Origin of the sequence: Paenibacillus sp. MMS20-IR301 (genome assembly GCF_032302195.1) — a bacterium.
Lineage (GTDB): Bacteria > Bacillota > Bacilli > Paenibacillales > Paenibacillaceae > Paenibacillus_AQ.
This window is the reverse complement of the sequence record NZ_CP135275.1, coordinates 1,621,185-1,643,054: the sequence shown is the minus strand read 5'-3', so window position 1 is coordinate 1,643,054 and position 21,870 is coordinate 1,621,185. Positions and strand designations below refer to the sequence as shown.

Genomic DNA, 21,870 nt, shown 5'->3' with positions numbered 1-21,870 from the left:
GTTAGCATGCCCAATTCGGGGTAATGGATTAAAAGCGGACAGCTTGAAAACACTATCCTTAGCGATTATGATGGATAAGATTCTCAAAATTCAAAAGCTGGAGGAGATTAACCATGGCCCCATTTAAGCCCAATCGTGTCGTAGTCATCGGCACCGGTGCAGTCGGAACCACAACCGCCTATACGCTGCTGCTGCGTAAACGCATGCCCGAGCTCGTACTGATTGATGTGAACCATCAGAAGGCGCTGGGTGAAGCGCTCGATATGAACCATGGCATGCCGTTTGTCGGCGGTGTAAAGCTATGGGCCGGCACCTATGAGGATTGCCGGGAAGCCGACATCATCATCGTTACAGCCGGGGCCTCCCAGAAGCCCGGGGAGACGCGGATTGATCTGCTTCGCAAGAATATAACGATATTCAAAGATATCATCCAGAAAATTACGAAATACAATCATCATGCTATCCTGCTGATTGCTACCAATCCGGTCGACATTCTAGCGTATGCTACCCTGAAGATCAGCGGCTTCGACCGCAGACGGGTTATCGGCTCCGGAACCGTGCTGGACAGCGCACGCTTCCGTTATCTGATCGGGCGCCACAAAGAAATCGATCCGCGCAGCATCCACGGTCAAATCATCGGGGAGCATGGCGATTCCGAGCTGCCGGTCTGGAGTCTCGCCAATGTCGCGGGGATCGATCTGGGCTTTGATGAAGCCGAACGCAAGGATATCTTCGAGGATACCAAAAATGCCGCATACGAGATTATCGATGCCAAAGGCTCTACCTCCTATGCTATCGCCCTGGCACTGGACCGGATTGTTGCATCCATCCTGAACAATGAAGGCTCTGTGCTGAACGTATCCACACTGCTGAACAACTACAATGGCGTTTCGGATGTATTCCTCGGTGCTCCATGTGTCGTTGACCGTTCAGGTGTGCGCGAAGTGCTGGATCTCCCGCTCAGTGAAGAGGAGCAGGTCTTGTTCCAGCAGTCTGCAGATAAGCTCAAAGGCGAAATTGCCAAGCTGGAGCTGTAACTCCGGCTTAGCCAGCATAAATATGGACAAGCCAGCCGCCAACCCTCTCACGGATTGGCGGCTGTTTGGCCCTTTATCATGTTAGCAATTCACGGCTCTCTTGTCATTATAAAAATGTACATTACATGTGATTTATACGTTATGTTTTGAACAAATGTTCATACTATAGCTTCTTGCTTTTGTCCCCCCGGTTATTTATACATTATGACCTGCAGGCTCAGGCATGCTGATCTGCAGTCTGGACATGGCTTCTTCCTTCTCGCGGCTTGTAATATGTGTATATACAGTGGTTGTCTGGATGGAAGAATGTCCAAGTAATTCCTGTACCGTGCGCAGATCCGCTCCCTTGCGCAGCAGCATGGTGGCAAAGGAGTGGCGCAGCTTGTGACTGGAGTACGGGAGACGCTGGGAGGAAGGGACTTCACTCTGGAAGCGGCTGAATGTATTGGCAGCAATCCCCTGGATTCCGCGGATGGAGAGCCGGCGGCCCTTCTGGGAGATGAATAAGGCTTCTTCTTTGCTGCGCCAGGGCGGAAGCCGGTCGGCTATAGCCTGGTCCAGGTAAGGTGCAATATCGTCGGGAACCGGAACATTACGCCATTTGCGGCCCTTTCCGAAGACACGCAATGAACGTCTTTCTACGTTATAATCGCTTTGATTCAGCGTATGGACTTCCCCTACCCGCAGCCCCATATAAGACATCAGCAGAAAAACTGCCAGATTGCGGCTTCGATATTTGCCGTCCACCGCAGACAAGAACCGCTGCAGATCCGCTTCATCCAGGTAGACCGGCTCGCGGTTTTTTTCGGTTTTGGATTTCTTGATCCCGGCGGCCGGGTTCATATTCAGGAGCTCCATCTCCGTCAGCGCCTTGAACAGGCAGCTGACGGAAGCATGCTTGCGGTTACGGGTGGCATCACTTACCCCGCGTTCACGGACCGATGTCAGGTAGGAGACAACATGCAGCTTCTTGACAGAGGTTAGCTCCCGGCCGCTCAAAGTAGCCAGAAATTCCCGCACATCAGCCAGATAAGATTTCTGCGTGTAAGCCGTATAACCGGCATCCTTCATCCAGATCAGAAATGCATCCAGCTCTTCTTCATAGCTATTCTCCAGCTCATTCATGCTCTACGCTTCACCCTTTGTGTTAAGACATCTGCCGTCCCCCTCCATGAAGCAGCATGCTTCTGCACTATTCCCAGGAACTCACTCAGTGCAGGTGATTTCCATTTCTTGCTGTGGTACGCAATCTGGGTAGCTACCCGCTGGGATTCATCATTCCAGTGCAGCCCGGCCAGCTTGCCTTCCGCCAGCTCACTGCGGACGGTAATCAGCGGCAGAAAGGAAATGCCGAGCCCGGCCATCACGCATTGCTTAATCGCTTCAATGCTCCAGAACTCCAAATTCGGGTCGGGAAACACCCCGTGGCTGTTCAGATGCCGCTCGAATAAGGTCCGGTAGGTGCAGCCCGTCTCGGTGTGCAGAATGGTTACATTCTTAAGATGCTGCGGCTCCACTTCCGGAAGCCCGCACAGCGGATGATCCAGCGGCGCGACCAGCGTCATGGCTTCATGAATCAGGGTGTCGCAATACATATCCTTATACTCCGTCTCCGGCTGCAGCAGAAAAGCCAAATCCAGCTCGCCGGAGCGGACGAACTCGGTAAGCTCCCAGCATGCACCCGGCTTCAGTGTAATCTGTACCTGCGGATGCAGGGTGCGGAATTCCTTAATAATTCCCGGCAGGCGGAACGCAGCCAGCGATTCCGGCGCACCAATCCGCAGTGAGCCGGCTATCTCCGTTTCGGAGCGCAGCGCATTCTCGGCCATCGTATGCATCTTGGAGATTTCCTGGGCGTAAGGCAGCAGACGGCGGCCGGCATCGGTGAGAATGATTTTTTTGCTGATCCGGTCAAACAAGGGCTGAGCGAGTTCAGCTTCGAGCGCCTGAATCTGTGCGGTAATGCTGGACTGGGCATAATCCAGCTTCTGGGCTGCACGGGTAAAGCTCCCGGTCTCTACTACGACAAGAAAAGTAAAAAGATGCTTTGACTCCATACGGGCCTCCTTCAACCTATCGGTTAAACGAATGGATTCCATTCGATAATTCCGTTTTTCCAATGGATCTATTATCTGATACTCTAGATTTAATTACAAGGAAAGCGGGACTAATGATATGAAGGAAAATAAATCTCTCCAACGGAATATCGGCATGCCGCAGGCGATTGCCCTGTACATCGGAGCCGTCTTAGGTTCAGGGGTACTGATTGTGCCGGGCTTGGCTGCCGAAATGGCTGGTCCTGCTTCCCTGCTCGCCTGGGGCTTCATGACACTGCTGATTCTTCCGCTCGCACTCTCTATGGGCCTGCTCTCTGCTAAGTTCCCGAATGCCGGAGGTGTATCCCATTTCGCCACCTTGGCTTTCGGTCCGAAGGCCGGTGCTCTGGTCGGCTGGTTCTTCCTGATGTCGGTACCTATCGGCGGACCTGTCGCCGCCTTAACCGGTGCGGGATATATGACTGCCGCCATGGGCTGGGGGGATCCGGCCCGCATTGCCATTGCCGCCGGAATGCTGGCTATTGGCCTGATCACCAACTGGATCGGCATGAAGGTTGCCGGCAAAGTGCAAATTGCAGTGGTCATCGCCATTATCGCGGTTCTGGTCTTCTCTTTCGCTGCTGCTCTTCCAAGAATGGAGAGCGCCCACTTCACTCCGTTCATGCCGCATAGCTGGAGCAGTGTCGGACAGGCTGCGGCAATTCTCTTCTGGTGCTTCATCGGCTGGGAAGCCGTCTCGCATCTGTCAGAAGAGTTCAAAGACCCGCAGCGGGCAGCGGTTAAAGGGGTTACCATCGCTGCGGTTATTGTCGGAGTGCTCTACTTCCTCTCCGCCTTGGCAACCGTCGGGACACAAAGCTATTTGCGCGGCGGCGCCGATTCCTCCCTCGTCTGGATCATCAGCCAGCCGCTTGGGGCATGGGGCGGATTCATCGCCGGGCTTACCGGGCTGTTCATCTGCACCGCGACGATTATCGCTTATTCCAGCGCCGCTTCCCGCGTCGCTTACGCTTTATCGCGGCAAGGATATGCTCCGAAGTGGATGGGCCGGCTCTCGGACCGCTACCAGACGCCAGTCGGGGCCATCGGGTTCCTGACCTTTTGCTTCACTGCTGTATTGACCTTGTACGGCAGCGGCCTCTTGTCGATTACTACATTAATTCAATTCCCTAATGCCACCTTTATTCTGACTTACATCGGCGGCTGTGCAGCCGGAATCCGCCTGCTCAAGGGCAGCCGTGCCGGTGTGACTATCAGCTGGATTTCCTTCGCCGCTACCGTAGCTGTCTTCCCGTTCACCGGCTGGGCTATTATATATCCGCTGCTGATTACTATATTGTTTGCGCTGATTGAGTATTTACGACATGGCCGTAAGTCTGCAGCTAAGGTTCCTTCACACCTGAAGGCTGAAGAGGATTCAAGTCAGGCACTGTAAGCTTATCGTTTCAGATAACGGTCAGGTGGTTATGGATGAAGGTGAGCTTCAACATAATCAGATAAGAAGGAGACTGTGAACTATGCCTGATCATAACAAAATTATTCTCGAGCCTGCAGCCCGGAAATTTGCTGATGATAACTCCGAGCCTCCCTTTCTGCCTGATCTTGGACCTGAAAAAGGCCGCGAGACTGTTAATGAAGTCCAGTCCGGTGACATTCCCAAGCCCGAAGCAGATCTTCAGGATCTGACGGTAGCAGGCGGCCCCGGTGGAGAGGTCAAGGTACGGATTGTCCGGCCGCCTGGTACTGCCCAGACTTCACTTCCTGTCATTCTTTATATACACGGAGCAGGCTGGGTATTCGGCAACAGCCACACTCATGACCGCTTAATCCGCGAGTTATCTGCCGGAGCCGGCGCAGCTGTCGTATTCCCGGAATACAGTCTGTCTCCGGAAGCTAAATACCCGGCAGCCATTGAAGAAATATATGCTGTGCTGGATTGGATCAGCCGTGACGGCGCAGCCTACGGTCTGGATGCTTCCCGGCTGAGCGTGGCCGGTGACAGTGTCGGCGGTAATATGACAGCAGCCATCACCTTGATGGCCAAGGAGCGCGGCGGCCCGGCCATCTCCAAGCAGCTGCTCTTCTACCCGGTAACCGATGCCGCCTTCGATACCGAATCCTATCACCTGTTCGCCGAAGGGTACTTCCTGCAGCGGACCGGAATGAAGTGGTTCTGGGACCAGTACACTACGGATCCTGATGAGCGGGCAGAGATAACCGCTTCACCGCTGCGGGCCAGTCTGGAGCAGCTTAGCGGCTTGCCGGAAGCTTTGGTCATCACGGGCGAAGCCGATGTCCTCCGCGATGAAGGCGAAGCTTATGCCGCCAGGCTGCGTGAAGCCGGCGTGCCTGTAACCGCTGTGCGGTTCCAGGGCATCATCCACGACTTTGTCATGCTGGATGCCCTTGCCGACACCCAGGCTAACAAAGGCGCCTTGCTGCTCGCAACAGCTTGGCTGAAGCAATAACCCATACACGAAACAGCAGCAGCCATGGATATAATACAGTCCATGGCTGCTGCTGTTTTATTTTAAAAAGATAAGTATTTATAACATCCGCTACTTCCGCTGGGCATAGAACTCAGCCGCTTTAATCAGCAGATCCTTCAGCGAGCCGAAGGAAGTGGTTTTGTTTACATGCGCATCCAGCTCGTCCTGCGGCAGCGTCTTCAGCTCCTCAGTGGAACCCGCCGCGAATCCGCCGCTTTGCAGCAGCTCTTTAAGTGAGGAGAACGGAGTGAACTTTTGCAGAAAAGAGCTGGACAATAGCTGCTCCAGAGGCAGCTTCTCCAGCAGCTGGTCGAGCGGAAGCTTGTCCAGTGGAAGCTTTTGCAGCAGCTCACCTACTCCGCTGTCCTTCAGGCTGCCTACCATTCCTTGTATTTTATCGCCAAGACCTCCAAGATTGAATCCCATTGCTGTACCCTCCTGATCATTGTAGTTGCTCCTTATTACCCAAAATCAGCTTTGGCGATATAGCAGTCAGTATAAATATGAAATCATTTCTTCTGGTTACAATATTGTCTTTCCTTATTTTAGCAACCAATGTAATCTTTCAGCGTCTTATTACAGAGAACAAGACTTAACAAGGAGCTGAACCTATTGCCGCCCATCCAATCCTTACTTACCCCCTTGCTCTTTATGAGCCTGCTGTCATCAACCGCATTAACTACAATGCCGGATATAACGCGGGGCAGTGTTCATACAACTCTTGGAACCACATCCATCACTTCGGCCGCTAAAGACTCGCTGGTCCCGCTGAAATGGAAGGCCGCTGCGAATGGCATGGGCATGTACGACAGCAAGCCGCCCGTCAGTAACGGAATTCTGTACTACTCAGACATCAACAGTACACTTTATGCCAAAAATATAGCCTCCGGTAAAATGGAGTGGTCTTATCCGCAGGGCGGACATCCGCAAATCGTTACGAATAACTCCGTTTTCTTCATAGATCACAAAGAACGTCTCGTCAAAGTATCTGCTGCAACCGGAAAGGTTATCTGGAAGGTGAAGGTAGCAGATCAGCTGATTGAAATTGGCGCACAAGCCCGCCTGATGAACGGAACAATCTATTTCGCCAATGAGAGCGGCGGAGTTACTGCCTATGATCCGGTATCCGGTAAAAGGCTGTGGGACAACAAAGAGATCCCTATGTACGCGGGCACGATCTATGGAGAATATAGAGGTGTGCTTGTCGTTTCCAGTACAGTGAATAATATCCGTTCCCAATTCTATGGCCTTGATCCGGCTAGCGGCAAGAAGCTTTGGCGAATCGAAGGGTTGTACAGCTATGTAAATTATGAGAACGGGCAATTGCTGCTGCGGGAGCAGACGGATTATGCGGCAAAAAGCCCTTCGGCACCCGTGCCGGGCTACCAGTTAACTCTGGCCCGCTTGAATCCTGTTACCGGTAAAATTACCGCCAGGAACAACTATAATAAAATAGCTGACATCTCCAAAATACGGAACAATTTCACAATAATCCAGGATTCCTATGTCTATTCCGCTGACATGAATCCGGATACGGATAGATATACGCTTACACGCTTTTTGCGCGGAGCAGATGCTGAAGCAGCTACCACAAGCTATGAGCAATATGGCAGCTGGCTGGCCGGACCGGCGGGCGGCATAGCCTACTTCCAGCAAGATAACAGGATTACTGCATTAAACCTTGCGGATGACAGCGTTACTTCTTATAATGTTCCGGCCGGTAAGGCGTTACATCTGCAACGAGTCGGCAAGGCTGTATTTACCCTATACAACAATGGCTATATCGCAGTCCATCACTACGATACCGGCGCACTGCTGGGCATGATTGAGGCCGGAAGCACCTATCCCAGCTTCGGTAACATTACGCTGCATAATGGAACAGCCCTGATCCCTACGGAGCATCATATAATCGCTGTTGCCCTGCCGCAACAATACCAGTAACTTAAGTAAATCTTAACAGCCATTTCTTCGCAAAAAAATACCCATTCTCCGGGCGGCTTCCAGAAGCCGCTCTTCCTCTTCCACCAGTGCAATCCGTACATACCCTTCTCCCTGCTGGCCAAATGCATCGCCGGGAATCACCGCGACTCCGGTGGCCAGCAGCAGCTCATGCGCGAACCTCCGGGATCTTCCTGCCTCAACGTTCACGCCATAGGCTTCAGGCAGCTTCGCCCAGATGAACATCGTCGCTTCCGGTAGCCGGACGGTCCAGCCTTCACGTGCCAAAGCCTCCACGAAAACATTCCGCCGCTGCTCATACATCTTAGATACTCCCTCATCCGGTGCTGATGCCATCGCCTGCTCCAGGGCAACAACCGCCGCTTCCTGAACCGGACCGAAGACACCGTAGTCCACGTTGCTCTTAAGCTCACGAAGTGCTCCAACGGCTGTGCGGTTCCCTGTCATGAAGCCGATCCGGCAGCCGGCCATATTGAAGCTTTTAGAGAAGGAATGGAACTCGACCGCTGTGTCCAATGCTCCGGGCACCTCCAAAATACTGATTGGCCTATATCCGTCAAAGCCCAGCTCTGAATAGGCCAGATCATGAACAACCAGTACATCCCATTTACGGGCCAGCTCAATCAGTCTCGTCATATACGGCAAATCTGCGGTAACCGAAATAGGATTGCCGGGAAAGCTCAGCAGGATGAATACCGCTTCACGCCAGACCTCCTCGGGAATTTGCTCCAGATCCGGGCGGAACGCATTCTCTTCCAGCAGCGGCAGCGTCCAGGCCCGTACACCAGCCAGCGCAAGCGCACCGGAATAAATCGGATAACCCGGGTCCGGCACGATTGCCAGATCTCCGGGATTGCATACCGCCTGTGCCAGATGCGCCAGTCCGTCCTGCGAACCCATTAAGGCGACCATCTCCTCTTCCGGGTCCACTTCGACAGCGAACCGCCAGTTCATCCATTCCGCCGCCTGCCGGCGAAAGGCAGCACTGCCTTTGGAGGCCGGATACGAATAGCTGTCTTCCCTCAGCACCGCTTCACTTAAGGCCGCACGAATCTTATAAGACGGTCCCCGGTCCGGACTGCCGATTCCCAGATCAATCACTTCAATCCCCGATTTCCGGACTTCGGCTTTCGTTGCGGCGACTTCAGCGAATATTGACGATCCCAAATGCGCCAGCTTGTCCGATCTCCATTTTTGTTTTGCGCTGCTGTGTGTCAATGTATTACCTCCGGCATTTGTTTTTATCAAATAGTATAGCATGTGTTCTGTCCGCTGAGCGCACGAAAGAATGACCTTATCTGCAAATGGTATATTAAGGTTTCTTTATATTATTATTCTATAAAATAGCTCAATTGCAGCTGATCACTAGCTTCAAAACTGATATAAAAGTCTCTCTGAAGCGAAACAGCGTATAATTTATATTATACGCTGTTTTTCGGGGCCGGAAAATGCCGTATTTCTGCTTGCCGCATAATTGTCCAGCGACACATATATAAGTAACTGTTTATTTTATGCAATTAATACTCTTTCCTTTTATTACATCATTCGCACTAAAATTACTCAATTCTGGATTCCAACAATACGTCTGCTTCGCGTCTATAGGGGTCCAAAAGTGAATTCTCTGGAATGTATTCATAATAGCTACACCACAACGTCTTGAAATATTTCGGCCTGTATGCAACCCTAGTTAAGTACTGCTTCTTTCTTTTCTAGACGAAATCCGTTGTCATAAAACATCTGTCAGTTGAACTAAGTGTTCAAAGGTTATTCGGTACTTTACAGCCTCAATTACTGTTTTTCAAAGAAATTTCTCCATAATCATCACATCAACAAACTCTCCGTTTATAACCCCTTGTTTCTCAAACACACCAACCTGCCGGTAACCCAGTTTCATGTGCTATCCCTGACCGCCATGGTTGAACGGAAAGGCAAATAGAACAATTTTATAAAAGTTGTTTTCTTTTGCAACCTTGTGTAAGGACTCCAGTAGAGAGCTACCTGCACCCTGCCCACGAAAGCTTCGGTCAATGTAGACGGAGAGGTCAGCGATCCGGTCCTCGATTCCCTGATTGTAGATACGAAGGATACTTTCGAGATCCACTGGAGTGGCCTGGCGAACAGTTAATGTATTGATCATGAACATCCCCTTCAGTTTACTTTCTTGCTTTAATTACAGCAGAAACGATGTACTGGTCAACGTTCACACCAGGAACCCAGTCTTTGATGAATGTTCTGGATTCGTCTTTTGGCTCAATACTAATCTCAGAAAATCCACTTTCCCGAAGCATCTGCTCTACATCAGTGATGGAGGAGGCTCCGGAGATACAACCGGAATACAATGCGTCCAGGTCATTTTTGATCTCAGGGGGAAGCTCAGCTGTAGTTACGATATCAGAGATAGCCAGACGTCCACCAGGTTGAAGAACACGAAAGGCTTCATGGAATACTTGCTGTTTGTCTGGTGAGAGGTTAATTACGCAGTTGGAAATAATGACATTAACAGAATTGTCGGCGACAGGAAGATACTCAATCTCACCTAATCTGAATTCGGTATTAATGAACTTACCATTAATAGCATTATCCCTTGCTCGGCTGATCATCTCAGGCGTCATATCGACACCTATAACATGGCCTTGGCCCCCTACCTGCCGGGAAGCTAGGAAGCAATCAAATCCGCCGCCACTTCCGAGGTCCAGAACATGTTCCCCCGCCTGCAGTTCAGCAATAGCCTGAGGATTACCGCAACCAAGGCCTAAATTCGCGCCCACAGGTGCTGCAGCGAGATCACTACTAGAATAACCTAACTTAGCGGATATGGCATCGAAATCAGCCGGGGAGTCACAGCAACTTCTGTCATCAAGTGTACAGCAGGAAGAGGAAGCTTCGGCCTGTTTTACAGCGATTTTTTGATAGCGCCCCCGTACATTTTGGCGGATCTGATCATTAGTAAGTTTGCTCATAATTAAACACTCCTTTTCTAATAAAACTTGTAACTTGCAAGTAAATATTAAGAAAAATCACCCTTTTACAGGTGCGCAGCAATTGCTGGACTTCCCCATGGCTTCGTTGAAAAGCTTAATGGATCGTAGTAATGTTTCTACTTCAAACTCACTCATGTGTGAGAAGGCTTCATTCAAGTATTCATTCATTTGTTGATCAATTGTCGTAGCCACCATTATTCCTTCAGAGGTAAGTGACAGGTTATAAATTCTTCGATCTGTGGAATCAGGAGTCTTTTTAACCAAGTTCATTTTCACCAAAGACTGGACTTGTCTGCTGAAGGTTGTAATATCTGTGCCCAGTGTTTCGGCAACTTGTTGCATGGAAGGATTATGGCTCCGATCTATCTCATATAACAGGTGGCTTTGGGCCGCGGAAAGATTACATCCCCCTACGCTGCAGCAATCCTTATTTAGCAGACCTAGACGCCGGGTCATAATTTGGAATAGTTCTCGTGGAGTTTCCATTGTTTTCACCTCTCAACAAAGTTATATCGAATTTAATTGCAAATTGCAAATATTATTTTGTTTAGTTGATAATTGATCATTCAGGATTTAGAATATAAGTATTATCTTTATATACAGGGGGAGGAGAGTTTATAGTGGATTTACTAAATGATCTTGCAGAAGATTTAAAACTCCTTGGAGATAAAATACGTCTCACAATTCTTACACTTCTCCAAGAGCGAGAGTGGTGTGTATGTGAGTTAGTGGATCTTTTTGACATTTCACAGCCAGCCGTTAGTCAGCATCTGCGCAAACTAAAAAGCAGTGGATTAATAAAGGAACAAAAAAAGGGCCAATGGGTATATTATTCATTAAATATTGAAGATAAACCCCATATTAAGGCCATTTTAGATTTTGCGCCAGAAGCTAGTATCCTTTTATTGAATTTTAATAAGCCGTCTAGCACTGTTTGCTGCGAATAATATTTTTCCGTTGAGTATATAAGCGTATAATTATATACTTATATTCAATATTCAACTTAATCTTTTGGAGGGAGTGCTCTGATATATGGGAATTGGACATAAATTGGGGGAATTCATTTGGTAGCTCTGGCAAGTCTTATATTTATAGTTACATTGATTTTTGTCATTTGGCAGCCTAAAAACCTGTCCATTGGTTGGTCTGCCTGCGGAGGAGCAGTACTCGCTCTACTTGTCGGTGTAGTCAGCTTAAATGATGTTCTGGATGTTACGCTGATTGTATGGAATGCCACACTGGCTTTTGTTGCAATCATCCTTATTTCTTTGATCCTCGATAAAATTGGATTCTTTGAATGGGCTGCTTTACATATGGCCAAAGCTGCCAGTGGAAATGGTACCCGGATGTTTATCTATGTCATCATTCTTGGCGCCATTGTAGCAGCATTTTTTGCTAACGATGGTGCAGCTCTCATTCTAACACCAATCGTGCTGGCTATGGTCCGCGCGCTGAATTTTGATGAGAAAAGGGTTTTTCCATTCATCATTGCCAGCGGGTTCATAGCAGATACTACGTCTTTGCCCCTAATTGTAAGCAATCTGGTGAATATCGTATCGGCTGACTTTTTCGGGCTTACCTTTATGGAATACGCCGGAAGGATGCTAATGCCTACCTTATTTTCTTTAGGGGCAAGTATTCTGGTGCTCTATCTTTTCTTCCGTAAAAGTATTCCAAGAAACTTTGATAGCTCCCAGCTAAAAAAACCTGAAGAGGCTATTAAAGACAAACAGATGTTTAAGCTCTCCTGGTTTGTACTTGCAGTGCTGCTGGTAGGTTACTTTGTCAGTGAGTTTTTGAACATTCCGGTATCTGTAGTGGCTGGTATCATCGCGATCTTTCTCCTGCTCATGGCAAGGAAAAGTCCGGCTGTATCCACACTGGAAGTGGTGAAGGGGGCACCTTGGGCCATTGTCTTCTTTTCCATCGGGATGTATGTTGTCGTATATGGTCTGAGAAATGCGGGTCTTACAGACGTATTAGCTGATGTCATCCAGGCCGTTGCGGATCAAGGGCTGTTCGCGGCAACAATGGGGATGGGCTTTATAGCCGCAGTGATCTCCTCCATCATGAATAACATGCCTACCGTTATGATTGATGCACTGGCCATTGATACTACGCAAACCTCGGGACTGATTAAGGAAGCATTGATTTATGCGAATGTAATTGGTTCTGACTTGGGACCGAAGATTACACCGATTGGTTCACTGGCAACCTTGCTATGGCTGCATGTGCTTTCCACCAAAGGTGTGAAGATATCCTGGGGAACGTATTTTAAAACAGGCATTATTTTGACGATCCCTACGCTATTTATTACGCTGCTGGGCCTCTATATAACATTGACTTTATTTTAAACTCAAAGGAGATTACGACTCATGGATAAGAAAACGATTTACTTTTTGTGTACAGGAAACTCCTGCCGGAGCCAGATGGCCGAAGGCTGGGCTAAGAAATACTTGAGCGATGAATGGAATGTATATAGTGCCGGCATCGAGGCTCACGGTCTGAATCCTAAAGCTGTTCAGGCGATGAGCGAAGTAGGAATGGATATTTCAGGTCAAACGTCAGATATTATTGATCCACAGCTACTGAATAGTTCCGATCTCGTCATTACATTGTGTGGAGATGCAGCAGATAAATGCCCAATTACCCCGCCTCAAGTCAAACGTGAACATTGGGGATTCGATGATCCCGCGAAAGCTCAAGGAACAGATGAGGAGAAATGGGCAGTATTCCAGCGAGTCCGTGATCAGGTGGGCGAACGAATCAAGCAATTCGCTGAAACAGCGAAATAATGAAGAATAACAAAAAGGAGAACTTTAATGGTAAATTATCATGAACTGATCGAAGGCGTACTGGAACGGTTGCTACTGGTGTTTTGATTGAGTTAGGTCTTGCTGCAACTGTAGAAGAAGCTGAAGTCTTGGCCAAAGAAAAGCGTCCGGATATCAAAATTAAGCAAGATATGCGTGAAATGCTGAAGGGCTTTTATCCATCCAAATAAATGAATACGTACAAAAAGGCTATCTCCAATAGGAAATAGCCTTTTTTGTACGCCATGTTAAGCATCATTAAAATAGTTAAAGTTCTGAATGGAAACTGGCATGTCCTATCGTTGGCGCGCCAGAATTGTTCTGCTTGCCGCATAAATGTTATGAAATGTTATCGTACCCGCAGCATGTCCGGAATGTACCGGGCATATGATAGTTTATCAATGGTGAAGGTGGGAGTATTACATGTCCAAGAACAAACGCGGCAAAGCATTATGGCGTATGCCCTCCAGAGCAAGAGGAACCTGTCCGATCTGCGGAAGCACCCGGATCAAGCTGCTCTATTTCGGCCAGGGGGCGCAAGGCGATAAGCTTGCCGTCTGCAAGAAATGTGACGGTAAACAGGCAGGCTGAACACTGATTAGCGCAAAGAAACGGCCTGCCTGTCTCCAGCGGACAGCGGCCGTTTCGCATTTTATGGCATGGTTAAAGCTGAAAGCCTGATTTGACCCACAGCTTCGAAATATCCAGAAAGCCGAAGGAGCCGGTCTGCAGCCCGTACAGGCTTTGGCTCAGCTGTGCTTTTTTGTTCATATGGCAGCCATACAGCACCCACGAGCTGCTGCGCAGTTTATCCTCTGCTGCCTCCAGCAGCTGAGTTCTTGCAGCTGCAGGTAATGCGGAGAACGGCTCCAGTAAATGCCGCAGTGACTGCAGCTGCTCCTCCAGCAGCAGATCATGGAGATAATTGGATTCATTGCGGAAATAATTAATCATCCCCCACTGCCAGTCATCCTCCAGTACCTCCTCGGCAATCAGCATATCTGCATGGCTCATAACATCAGCAAGGTCATACTCGCTTAACGGATGAAGCCGAAGCTGCAGCCCAATCTTCCGGCCGCGTTCCTGCAGCCATAGTGCTTCCTCCTGATCTTCCTTCCGGGTCCGGTAAGCTACGGTCAGCACCTCACCATTGTAATCAGCGGCCTTCAGCAAGCTGCAGGCCGCTTCTAATGGAGGTTCGGTGAATGCATGTCCGCTGCTCTTCCAGGGCAGGAAGCTGTCCGCCGGCCTGATCCGGTTGCCCCCCAGCTCTCTGATCATCGCAGGCTGATTATACAGCATCTGCAGCACCTGCCGTACATCCGGCTTATGCTGAACACCTTCCCGCTTGAAATTGAACAGAATATAGCGGCAACCGAGCGCCGGATAATCAATGTTATGACTCTGATTCTCCTCGGACGGAAGCGGGCTGAGATTGGCTTCTGTCAGCTGGTACTGGCGTATGTTTGAGCTTGCATGGGGTAAATACCAGATTTCAACCCGGTCCAGCAGCGGACGAATGCCATAATAGAGGTCAAATGCACCAAGCACCAGCACACTCTCACTGTGATCCAGCACCAGGTATGGGCCTGTTCCCACCGGGTTAACGGCAAAGTCCACATCATAAGGAAGAATAGACATGTAGATTGAACTGAATAGATGAAGGAAAAAGAGATTCGGGCGGCACAGATCAAAGCGGATCCGGTAATCACTCTCCAGCTCCACATGTTGAATATCCTGGAAATGACTCATTGCCGGACTGTTCAGGGTAATGTGGCGCTGCAGAGTCTCCTTAACATCACGCGAAGTCATCATTTTGCCGTGATGGAATCTGACCCCTTTACGCAAATAGAACAGATAACTGGTATGCTCCGGATTGCTCTCCCAGGTATGGGCCAGCCCCGGCTGGAAGCTGCTGCTCCCGGCATCATAGGTAATTAGAGTACTGCAAATATGACCCAGCAGGTAGGTCTCAAAAGCCGTATATACCGCTGCCGGATCCAGCTTTTCCATTGCCCGGTTACGGGAGATCCGCAGCACTTCTTCCCCGGCTGCCGCCCCCTGTTCTGTGCGGAAGCCCATTTGCTTGTCAAGCACCGTCAGCAGCCGCTCCTTAAGTGCCTCCCCGACCTGATACCGGCTGATCAGCTCAATCGCTGCCTTGATTCTGCCCTTGCCGGCCAGCTCCTGAAAGCTCTCCTCTAATACCTCTTCAGTGCTTCGTCTGAAGGTCAGCAGCGAGCGGTTCCCCCTCCCTCTGCCGGGCTGCCAGGCAATCAGCTCCAGCTCCTCAAGCTTCCGCAGGATGAATTTCACATTGCGCGGTGTGCAGCACAGAATCCCGGTTAACTGCTCGATCGTCACCGGAATGGGCTGCTGCTTGAGCGAGGCGTCAAGCGCCCCGGCCAGGCAAAGATAGTGTGTGCTGCTGGTATCCATTAACTTCCGCTCCTTTAAAGGTGAAAAGCTGTAAATAAACTTTACACTTTTACTTCCCCCTTTTTTCTATACAATTATACTTAATCCAGCTACAAGAAGCATCAGACACATTTAATCTACCTGATTAGGAGACACCCGATTATTATGAAACAGCATTTGCGGCATATTCACCCTCTGGCCTGGACGATTATCATCGGCACGATGTTCGGCCGGATGGTCACCTCCATGAGCATTCCATTTCTTTCAATCTATCTGACACAGGTCCTGGGCGCTTCCTCAACCGAGACCGGATTTACAGTAGCCGTCAGCTCACTGGCAGGCGTAATGATCAGTTTCTACGGCGGATACATCTCTGATGTTATCGGACGCAGAATCGTCATGCTGGTCTCCGTATTCGGCTGGGCTTGTGTATTCTTCGGCTTTGCTGCCGCGCAGCATTTATGGGTCTTTTTTCTCGTCAATACGCTGAACGGATTATGCCGGGCCGTATTTGAACCAACCTCACGGGCGCTGCTGTCAGACATTACCCCGAAAGAGCATAAGTTGCTTGTCTTCAATCTGCGGTATGCAGCGGTTAATGTCGGTGTAGTATTCGGACCGATTATCGGGCTGCAGCTGGGATCGGCAAAATCAACTTTCCCCTTCCTGATCGCAGGGCTGGTCTATATCGCTTATGGCCTGGTGCTGTTTCTGCAATTTTCAGTACACAAGTCCAGCCTGCCGGTTCACGGTGAAGCACAGACGCCAAAACTGCGCGAAGCGCTGGCAACCACCGGGAGGGATAAGGTGTTCCTGCCTGTTCTGCTGGGTACTATCTTCTGCGTATTAGGCTATGGGCATTTCAGTTCCACACTGGCCCAGTTTCTGGCGATGAACACACATTATACAAACGGCGGGCAGATCTTCTCCTATATGTTGTCGCTGAACGCGGTGACTGTGCTTGTTGTGCAGTACCCGATCGTCCGCACAGCAAGCAAATTCCCGCCGATCCTCCCGCTGATTCTGGGGAATGTCTGCATTGCACTTAGCCTGCTGCTCTTCGGCATGCCAGGCGGAATTGCCCTGCTAATGTTCAGCGTAATCCTGTTCACGGTCGGGGAGGTGCTCCTCTTTACCATGATGGATATGCTGATTGACCGGATTGCCCGGCCGGAGTGGAAAGGCACCTATTTCGGCACCATCGGCTTCAATAACCTGGGCAACGTAATGGCGCCTGTTCTCGGGGGCGTGCTGCTCGATCAATTCGGTGCGGCGAACGGCCCTGCGGTCTTCATACCGATAGCCTTGACTACTGCGCTAGGCCTGCCCTTCCTCTTTACCGCTCATAAGCGGCTCCGGATCAGAGAGCTTGTTGAAGCGGGAGAACAAAGAAGTTGAACATATGATTTAGCATCATGGGGCTGTCCCAAAAGCCATGAAATGGCTGCTTGGGACAGCCCCATTTTTATATAAACATAGCTTCAGCAGTTGCCTATAATTATAGATACAATTAAACGCATGTAGTTAACATAATATTGATTATGTAAACTAGTCGCACAAATATATATTTTGCCACGTCCGAATCTGCATTGCAATATAATCCCGCAGCGGCAGCGGCTCCAGAATTTCAGCCTGCACCAGCAATGGCAGTACCTTGGCACAGGCAGTCTCATAGTCGTACATATTGGCAGTAATGATCAGCTCAGTTCTGGCGTGCTCTGTTGCCAGTACTTCCAATTGATTCAGAAGCTCCTGATTGTACCCCTGCGTCCGGAGGACTACCGGGTAGAATTCCCGGGTTTTGCTGTTATCCATAAAGGTCTTATTCGATTCTGACCAGTATTGCTGCAGGGAGAAGTCATCCGGAATTGTGCAGTTCTCCCCTGATCCTTCTACTGAAGCGAAACGCTCACATTTGAACGTACGGACCTCCAATGCGCTTTCACAATAGGCCACAAGATACCACGCGCCCTGTTTGACGACCAGCCCATAGGGATGCAGGCTACGATGTGACATATCCCCGTTCACTTTACGGTACAGCACCTTGAGCTTGGTTCCTCTCCATACTGCAGCACGCAGCGTCTCCAGACAAGGCAGTATAGCTTGTTCATCCCACCAGGGCGCAGTGTCGAACAGGAACCGGTTCCGTGCGGTCCGGATATCCTGGAGGTACGGAGCGGGCAGAGTTGCTTCCAGCTTCAGCAGTGCGTTGGTGAGCAGCAGACTACTCTCCCCCGTCATTTCAGCAGGCATCCCCATCCCGGTCAAAAAAAGCTGAACCACCTCTTCCCCATGCAGCCGCCGCAAATTTACCGTATACCCCTCCATCAGCGAAATCCCGCCCCCGGGTCCGGTTGTGGTACAGAGCGGAATGCCTGACTCTGCGAGTACATCAATATCCCGGTAGATTGAACGGACGGATGTTTCAAGTGCTTCGGCCAGAGCAGAGGCTTTCATTTTCCCCCGGGATTCAATAAGTAATAATATCGCAATCAAACGGTGTACCCGCATCGTATTCCTCCATTGGCCGCTTCATAATCGGCTATCATTTCATATTTCTATTCTTGCCACTCTGTTGTCAACAATTGAGCATTACAATGAATGTATCAAACATAAGGAGCTGTTGCAAATGAATATTGGCATACTGGGAACAGGCTTTGGGGCGTATCACGCTACTCTGCTGAAGCAGATGGAGTTTGTTGACCGGGTCATTGTATTCGGACGGAATGAGGGTAAGCTGCTGAAGCTGCAGGAAGAGCTTGGAGTAGAGATTACGTTATCTATCGAGGATATTCTGTCGGACCCGGCAATAGATGTGGTGGATATTTGTCTGCCGTCTGCACTGCACAAGATTTATGCTGTAGAGGCGCTGAAGAGCGGCAAACATGTTTTTTGCGAAACACCGGTTGCCCTGAATCTGGAGGATGCCCGGGACATGCTGCAAGCCGAACAGCAGTACGGCCGCAGGATTCTGGTCAATCAATTCATCAAATACGAATATGCACATCAGGTTCTATATGAGGCTGCACGCGGAGCGACCTACGGTAAACTGCTGCATCTCACACTGCGCCGGGAAACCGCACCTGTCTGGGGAGATCTCGGCCTCGGGTCCATCGCTGCCAATCTGATGATTCATGAGCTGGACTTTATCGAATGGCTGCTTGATGCTCCGGCATTATCTGCGGTATGGGGAACTTCCGGAGGTAAGGACGGTCAGGCGCTCGTACATGCTTCCTTCCAGCAGCCTGAGCTGAGCGCACAGGTCATTGTCTCTTCCCAATTGCCTGGTTCTCATCCGTTTACAGTAAGCTATGAGGCTTATTTCGAGCAGGCGAAGCTGATTTTTCACGAAACCAGCAATGAGGTTGGCGAGACAACGGCTACCTTGACCAGCTATACTGCTGCAGGCAAAGAAGAGATTCCGCTAAGCCCGGTCAACTCTTATGAGCAAAGCCTGCGCCATGCACTCCTGTCACTGCAGCACGGTACAGTCTCTATTCAATCCATGCTGCACGCGCAGAAATCGCTCGAAACAGCGTTAAAGCTGACGGAGCAGCTTGCAAAAAAAGTTCATTCGTAACTGAACATACCACCACTGGGAGATTTTTATTGACGCGGAGGGCAGGGTATGATAGTTCTTCCTTTTTCCTCTTTGATGTAGCTAAGTAAATAGATTGTTTGGTGTCTATGGGATAGTTGCGGAGAGTTAGGAGGGATGTTTTCTAATGTGAATTTTTCATATGTTGAAATTACATAATTAGAGAGTTGAAAATATATCCGTTGCCGGATGTGATTTCAACCCTCGTCAGTTTTAAAATCAATACAACGAATCGGTTAACATAACTATTATTATGTTATTCTAATCAAAATAGTACGTGCATCGGCATGAGCGCCAGCATTAAAATAGTACTACCTTTTCACTGCTGCTCATGCCGTTCTTGTGCCGCCGCTCTGCCAATCCTATCCGGAACCGGTCATCGCCCTAGCAAACCGGTCCAGCTGATCCATGGATAACCCGCCAGCTGCCCCCATCCCCTTTCCTCTCACCATCCGCACAACCCATTTATCCATAAAAGAAAGCTTTTCCGGATATATCTCATCTCCCAGGTTAACCCTTGTGACAGCAATCTTGTTCAGAGATTCAGGATAAGCCTGCTTCAGCTCCTGCTCCGCCTGCTCTCCCCTCATACCGGCACAGATGAATAATCCTATCCGCTTAGTTGACAGCTCCTGTTCATGCTTCGCAGTATACTGCACCATTTCTTTGCGGATCTTCCCGAAGTATATGGAACCGCCAAGAATTACTGTGTCATATGAGGTCAGAGCCGGTACTTTAGCAGATTTCAGATTAACAGCTTCCGCCCCGTCAAGCCTGGCTTTCAGAAGCAACGCCGCTTTCTCAGTACAGCCGTATTTACTCGTATATACAATCAGTGTTCGTCCCATTAGATCCGCCCCTGTTCCGTTGATCATACTGATATAGGTTTGCCGGGTTCCTGGACATGGCTCAGCACGACAAACAAACAGATCACCACGCCCAGATTAAACACAGGAAACACGATAAGCTCTATTAACGATACCTTTACCCCCGCATACAGCATTCCGGCGATCATGGCCGAGATGGAGGTTAACAACGTGGCAGCTTTAACTAAAACTACGGAAGCCAGCAGGAACCCCGCTGCCCGTCTGAGGATAAGCATAATTCCTGTAACTGCCGTAACCGGTACTACAACCGCTAAGTCCAATGCCTGAATGACCAGGGTACTGTAATGCTCCAGTCCTTGGGGTACAGTTCCATGCATTAACGGCCCTGCAATTCTGCCCAGCCATAACATCATAAGCATAAAAGCAATAAACAGCAGAAATCCGCCGATACTGGCTGCCGGCAAGCCCGGTTTGAAATAACGTTTCACCTGCTCCCGTTCCAGCGATACCAGTGTTAAGAGGAACGCAAACAGGCTGGCTGACAGCAGCATTACATAGATAAGAAACAGGTTATTGTACATTGCCAGGAAGCTGTATGAAGCGTAAGTATACGTAAAATAGCCTAAAACTCCGCTAAGCAGCAATTGACCTTTAATCTTGCCCTTGCGGCTCATACGCAGAGACAGCAGCAGTAACGGAACCGCTGCAAGCAGAGTTACCCCATCCTGTGCCCGGGCTTGTGCCGCCGCAGACACGGAGTCGTGCCTGTATATTCCTGTGCCGTATAATTCAACCTCTTCTCCCCGGATCGAGGTGAACATACCGGAACTTCCCCCCGCCGTTTCACCGCCTCCCGACAACAGCCCGTATCCGGAAGCAATTATGGCCAGAACAGCAATTATACATGTTAAAATACTGACAGACCGCCTATACCTCATCGCCATCTTCCTCCTTAGCCAATATTTCCGCCGCCTGGCTCTAGCTCCGGGCAATAATTAACATCCCTTCCACCAGCCGGTCAATCAGCGCCTCCTTCTGTGCTTCCGGCAAATTCTTTTCCAAGTTCAGCCGTATGATCAGCCCAAAAGCAGCGCTCCAGATCACCTGGGCCGTCTTTTCAGTCACCTCTGCCTTCTGTAAGGGCCTGCCTTCCAGCTCACCGATGATGCTGCAGAGCATCCCGATTGCACTGCGTTCCTGCGCTGCTCCCTGATGAAGTACGGCGGTGAGACTGAGGACGGCTGGTGAACTATTTAACATAATACTGCTGTATGGCGAACGCTCAGCTATACCCATGCGGATAAATTGAGTAAGGGAATATTTGAATTTGTCTTCCGCAGACATTTGTTCAGCAGGCAGCTGAACCTGAGCATCCATACCGCTAATCATCTTCTGGTATCCCTGCTGCAGCAGCTGCTCCACAATCTCCTCCTTCCCTTGAAAATAGTGATAGATAATTCCGGCAGAATATTCCATCCGGCCAGCAATTTTGCGGACGGACAGCTTATCGAGCCCATTCTCGGCGGCCAGCTCAGCGGCTGTTGCCAGAATGAGACGGCGCATCGCTTCCCGTTCCTGTTCCTGCTTCTGCTCTCTGCCCATAATCCAAAGTTCCTCCTGATGTAACATCGTTATTTTGAACACTGTAATTTATGTTGAACACTGTTCAATGATTAGTGTATGCTATAGCA

Annotated in this window: 22 protein-coding genes and 1 pseudogene; 11 read left to right on the top strand and 12 right to left on the bottom strand. The window is 49.7% G+C overall.

Annotated elements, in window-relative coordinates:
• The first annotated feature begins 113 nt into the window (after positions 1 to 113).
• Positions 114 to 1,037 carry an L-lactate dehydrogenase gene (locus tag LOS79_RS07270; RefSeq protein WP_315417530.1) on the top strand — a complete coding sequence of 308 codons (924 nt, stop codon included), beginning with the start codon at positions 114 to 116 and terminating at the stop codon, positions 1,035 to 1,037.
• A 195-nt stretch (positions 1,038 to 1,232) separates the two neighbouring features.
• Here LOS79_RS07270 and LOS79_RS07265 read toward each other — a convergent pair whose 3' ends face one another.
• Both LOS79_RS07265 and LOS79_RS07260 read right to left on the bottom strand, forming a co-directional pair.
• A complete protein-coding gene (locus tag LOS79_RS07265) occupies positions 1,233 to 2,162 on the bottom strand; it encodes a tyrosine-type recombinase/integrase (RefSeq protein WP_315417527.1) in 930 nt (309 codons plus the stop codon).
• The gene (locus LOS79_RS07260; RefSeq protein ID WP_315417524.1) at positions 2,159 to 3,094 is read right to left on the bottom strand and encodes a LysR family transcriptional regulator; all 936 of its coding nucleotides are present in this window, start codon (positions 3,092 to 3,094) and stop codon (positions 2,159 to 2,161) included. The genes LOS79_RS07265 and LOS79_RS07260 overlap by 4 nt, the downstream gene beginning before the upstream one ends.
• A 118-nt stretch (positions 3,095 to 3,212) precedes the next feature.
• Between LOS79_RS07260 and LOS79_RS07255 the strand changes: the two genes are divergently transcribed.
• Together LOS79_RS07255 and LOS79_RS07250 are read left to right on the top strand one after the other, a co-directional pair.
• On the top strand, positions 3,213 to 4,529 hold the full coding sequence (locus LOS79_RS07255; protein ID WP_315417521.1) for an APC family permease: 1,317 nt from the start codon (positions 3,213 to 3,215) through the stop codon (positions 4,527 to 4,529).
• 82 nt (positions 4,530 to 4,611) lie between these two features.
• Positions 4,612 to 5,562: an alpha/beta hydrolase gene (locus tag LOS79_RS07250; RefSeq protein WP_315417519.1), complete on the top strand. Its 951-nt coding sequence runs from the start codon at positions 4,612 to 4,614 to the stop codon at positions 5,560 to 5,562.
• A gap of 90 nt (positions 5,563 to 5,652) precedes the next feature.
• Here LOS79_RS07250 and LOS79_RS07245 read toward each other — a convergent pair whose 3' ends face one another.
• Positions 5,653 to 6,009, bottom strand: coding sequence for a hypothetical protein (locus tag LOS79_RS07245; RefSeq protein WP_315417517.1), 357 nt, complete (start codon positions 6,007 to 6,009; stop codon positions 5,653 to 5,655).
• A gap of 186 nt (positions 6,010 to 6,195) precedes the next feature.
• Between LOS79_RS07245 and LOS79_RS07240 the strand changes: the two genes are divergently transcribed.
• Positions 6,196 to 7,524, top strand: coding sequence for an outer membrane protein assembly factor BamB family protein (locus LOS79_RS07240; RefSeq protein WP_315417515.1), 1,329 nt, complete (start codon positions 6,196 to 6,198; stop codon positions 7,522 to 7,524).
• Positions 7,525 to 7,536: 12 nt separating this feature from the next.
• Here the strand turns inward: LOS79_RS07240 and LOS79_RS07235 are convergent, their stop codons facing one another.
• The 4 genes and pseudogenes from LOS79_RS07235 to LOS79_RS07220 form a co-directional block, all read right to left on the bottom strand.
• Entirely contained in the window at positions 7,537 to 8,802 is a 1,266-nt protein-coding gene (locus LOS79_RS07235) for an aminotransferase class I/II-fold pyridoxal phosphate-dependent enzyme (protein ID WP_397386740.1), read from the bottom strand.
• Positions 8,803 to 9,340: 538 nt separating this feature from the next.
• A pseudogene (locus tag LOS79_RS07230) lies at positions 9,341 to 9,679 on the bottom strand (GNAT family N-acetyltransferase).
• A 16-nt stretch (positions 9,680 to 9,695) separates the two neighbouring features.
• Positions 9,696 to 10,502: an arsenite methyltransferase gene (locus tag LOS79_RS07225; protein ID WP_315417511.1), complete on the bottom strand. Its 807-nt coding sequence runs from the start codon at positions 10,500 to 10,502 to the stop codon at positions 9,696 to 9,698.
• 57 nt (positions 10,503 to 10,559) lie between these two features.
• The gene (locus LOS79_RS07220) at positions 10,560 to 11,009 is read right to left on the bottom strand and encodes a MarR family winged helix-turn-helix transcriptional regulator (protein WP_315417508.1); all 450 of its coding nucleotides are present in this window, start codon (positions 11,007 to 11,009) and stop codon (positions 10,560 to 10,562) included.
• A gap of 134 nt (positions 11,010 to 11,143) precedes the next feature.
• Here LOS79_RS07220 and LOS79_RS07215 point away from each other — a divergent pair, with 134 nt between their 5' ends.
• From LOS79_RS07215 to LOS79_RS07195, 5 genes are all read left to right on the top strand, one after another.
• Positions 11,144 to 11,470, top strand: coding sequence for an ArsR/SmtB family transcription factor (locus tag LOS79_RS07215; RefSeq protein ID WP_315417507.1), 327 nt, complete (start codon positions 11,144 to 11,146; stop codon positions 11,468 to 11,470).
• 111 nt (positions 11,471 to 11,581) lie between these two features.
• Entirely contained in the window at positions 11,582 to 12,877 is a 1,296-nt protein-coding gene (locus LOS79_RS07210) for an arsenic transporter (protein WP_397386782.1), read from the top strand.
• Between the two features lie 21 nt (positions 12,878 to 12,898).
• Positions 12,899 to 13,318: an arsenate reductase (thioredoxin) gene (gene arsC / locus LOS79_RS07205; RefSeq protein ID WP_315417503.1), complete on the top strand. Its 420-nt coding sequence runs from the start codon at positions 12,899 to 12,901 to the stop codon at positions 13,316 to 13,318.
• An 83-nt stretch (positions 13,319 to 13,401) separates the two neighbouring features.
• Positions 13,402 to 13,527, top strand: coding sequence for a protein-tyrosine phosphatase family protein (locus tag LOS79_RS07200; RefSeq protein ID WP_315417500.1), 126 nt, complete (start codon positions 13,402 to 13,404; stop codon positions 13,525 to 13,527).
• Between the two features lie 232 nt (positions 13,528 to 13,759).
• Positions 13,760 to 13,927: a hypothetical protein gene (locus LOS79_RS07195; RefSeq protein ID WP_315417497.1), complete on the top strand. Its 168-nt coding sequence runs from the start codon at positions 13,760 to 13,762 to the stop codon at positions 13,925 to 13,927.
• A 72-nt stretch (positions 13,928 to 13,999) separates the two neighbouring features.
• Here the strand turns inward: LOS79_RS07195 and LOS79_RS07190 are convergent, their stop codons facing one another.
• Positions 14,000 to 15,775, bottom strand: coding sequence for an ABC transporter substrate-binding protein (locus tag LOS79_RS07190; protein ID WP_315417494.1), 1,776 nt, complete (start codon positions 15,773 to 15,775; stop codon positions 14,000 to 14,002).
• A gap of 144 nt (positions 15,776 to 15,919) precedes the next feature.
• Between LOS79_RS07190 and LOS79_RS07185 the strand changes: the two genes are divergently transcribed.
• A complete protein-coding gene (locus LOS79_RS07185) occupies positions 15,920 to 17,152 on the top strand; it encodes an MDR family MFS transporter (RefSeq protein ID WP_315417492.1) in 1,233 nt (410 codons plus the stop codon).
• Between the two features lie 150 nt (positions 17,153 to 17,302).
• Here the strand turns inward: LOS79_RS07185 and LOS79_RS07180 are convergent, their stop codons facing one another.
• Positions 17,303 to 18,265, bottom strand: coding sequence for a helix-turn-helix transcriptional regulator (locus tag LOS79_RS07180; RefSeq protein ID WP_315417489.1), 963 nt, complete (start codon positions 18,263 to 18,265; stop codon positions 17,303 to 17,305).
• Between the two features lie 118 nt (positions 18,266 to 18,383).
• Here LOS79_RS07180 and LOS79_RS07175 point away from each other — a divergent pair, with 118 nt between their 5' ends.
• On the top strand, positions 18,384 to 19,334 hold the full coding sequence (locus tag LOS79_RS07175; protein WP_315417487.1) for a Gfo/Idh/MocA family protein: 951 nt from the start codon (positions 18,384 to 18,386) through the stop codon (positions 19,332 to 19,334).
• Between the two features lie 380 nt (positions 19,335 to 19,714).
• Here LOS79_RS07175 and LOS79_RS07170 read toward each other — a convergent pair whose 3' ends face one another.
• Genes LOS79_RS07170 through LOS79_RS07160 form a run of 3 tightly spaced genes read right to left on the bottom strand, consistent with a single transcriptional unit; the run spans position 19,715 to position 21,781 of the window.
• Positions 19,715 to 20,200, bottom strand: a complete 486-nt coding sequence (locus tag LOS79_RS07170; RefSeq protein WP_315417485.1) for a flavodoxin domain-containing protein — start codon at positions 20,198 to 20,200, stop codon at positions 19,715 to 19,717.
• A gap of 23 nt (positions 20,201 to 20,223) precedes the next feature.
• On the bottom strand, positions 20,224 to 21,117 hold the full coding sequence (locus tag LOS79_RS07165) for a hypothetical protein (protein WP_315417483.1): 894 nt from the start codon (positions 21,115 to 21,117) through the stop codon (positions 20,224 to 20,226).
• A 40-nt stretch (positions 21,118 to 21,157) separates the two neighbouring features.
• Entirely contained in the window at positions 21,158 to 21,781 is a 624-nt protein-coding gene (locus LOS79_RS07160) for a TetR/AcrR family transcriptional regulator (protein ID WP_315417481.1), read from the bottom strand.
• Between the last annotated feature and the right edge of the window lie 89 nt (positions 21,782 to 21,870).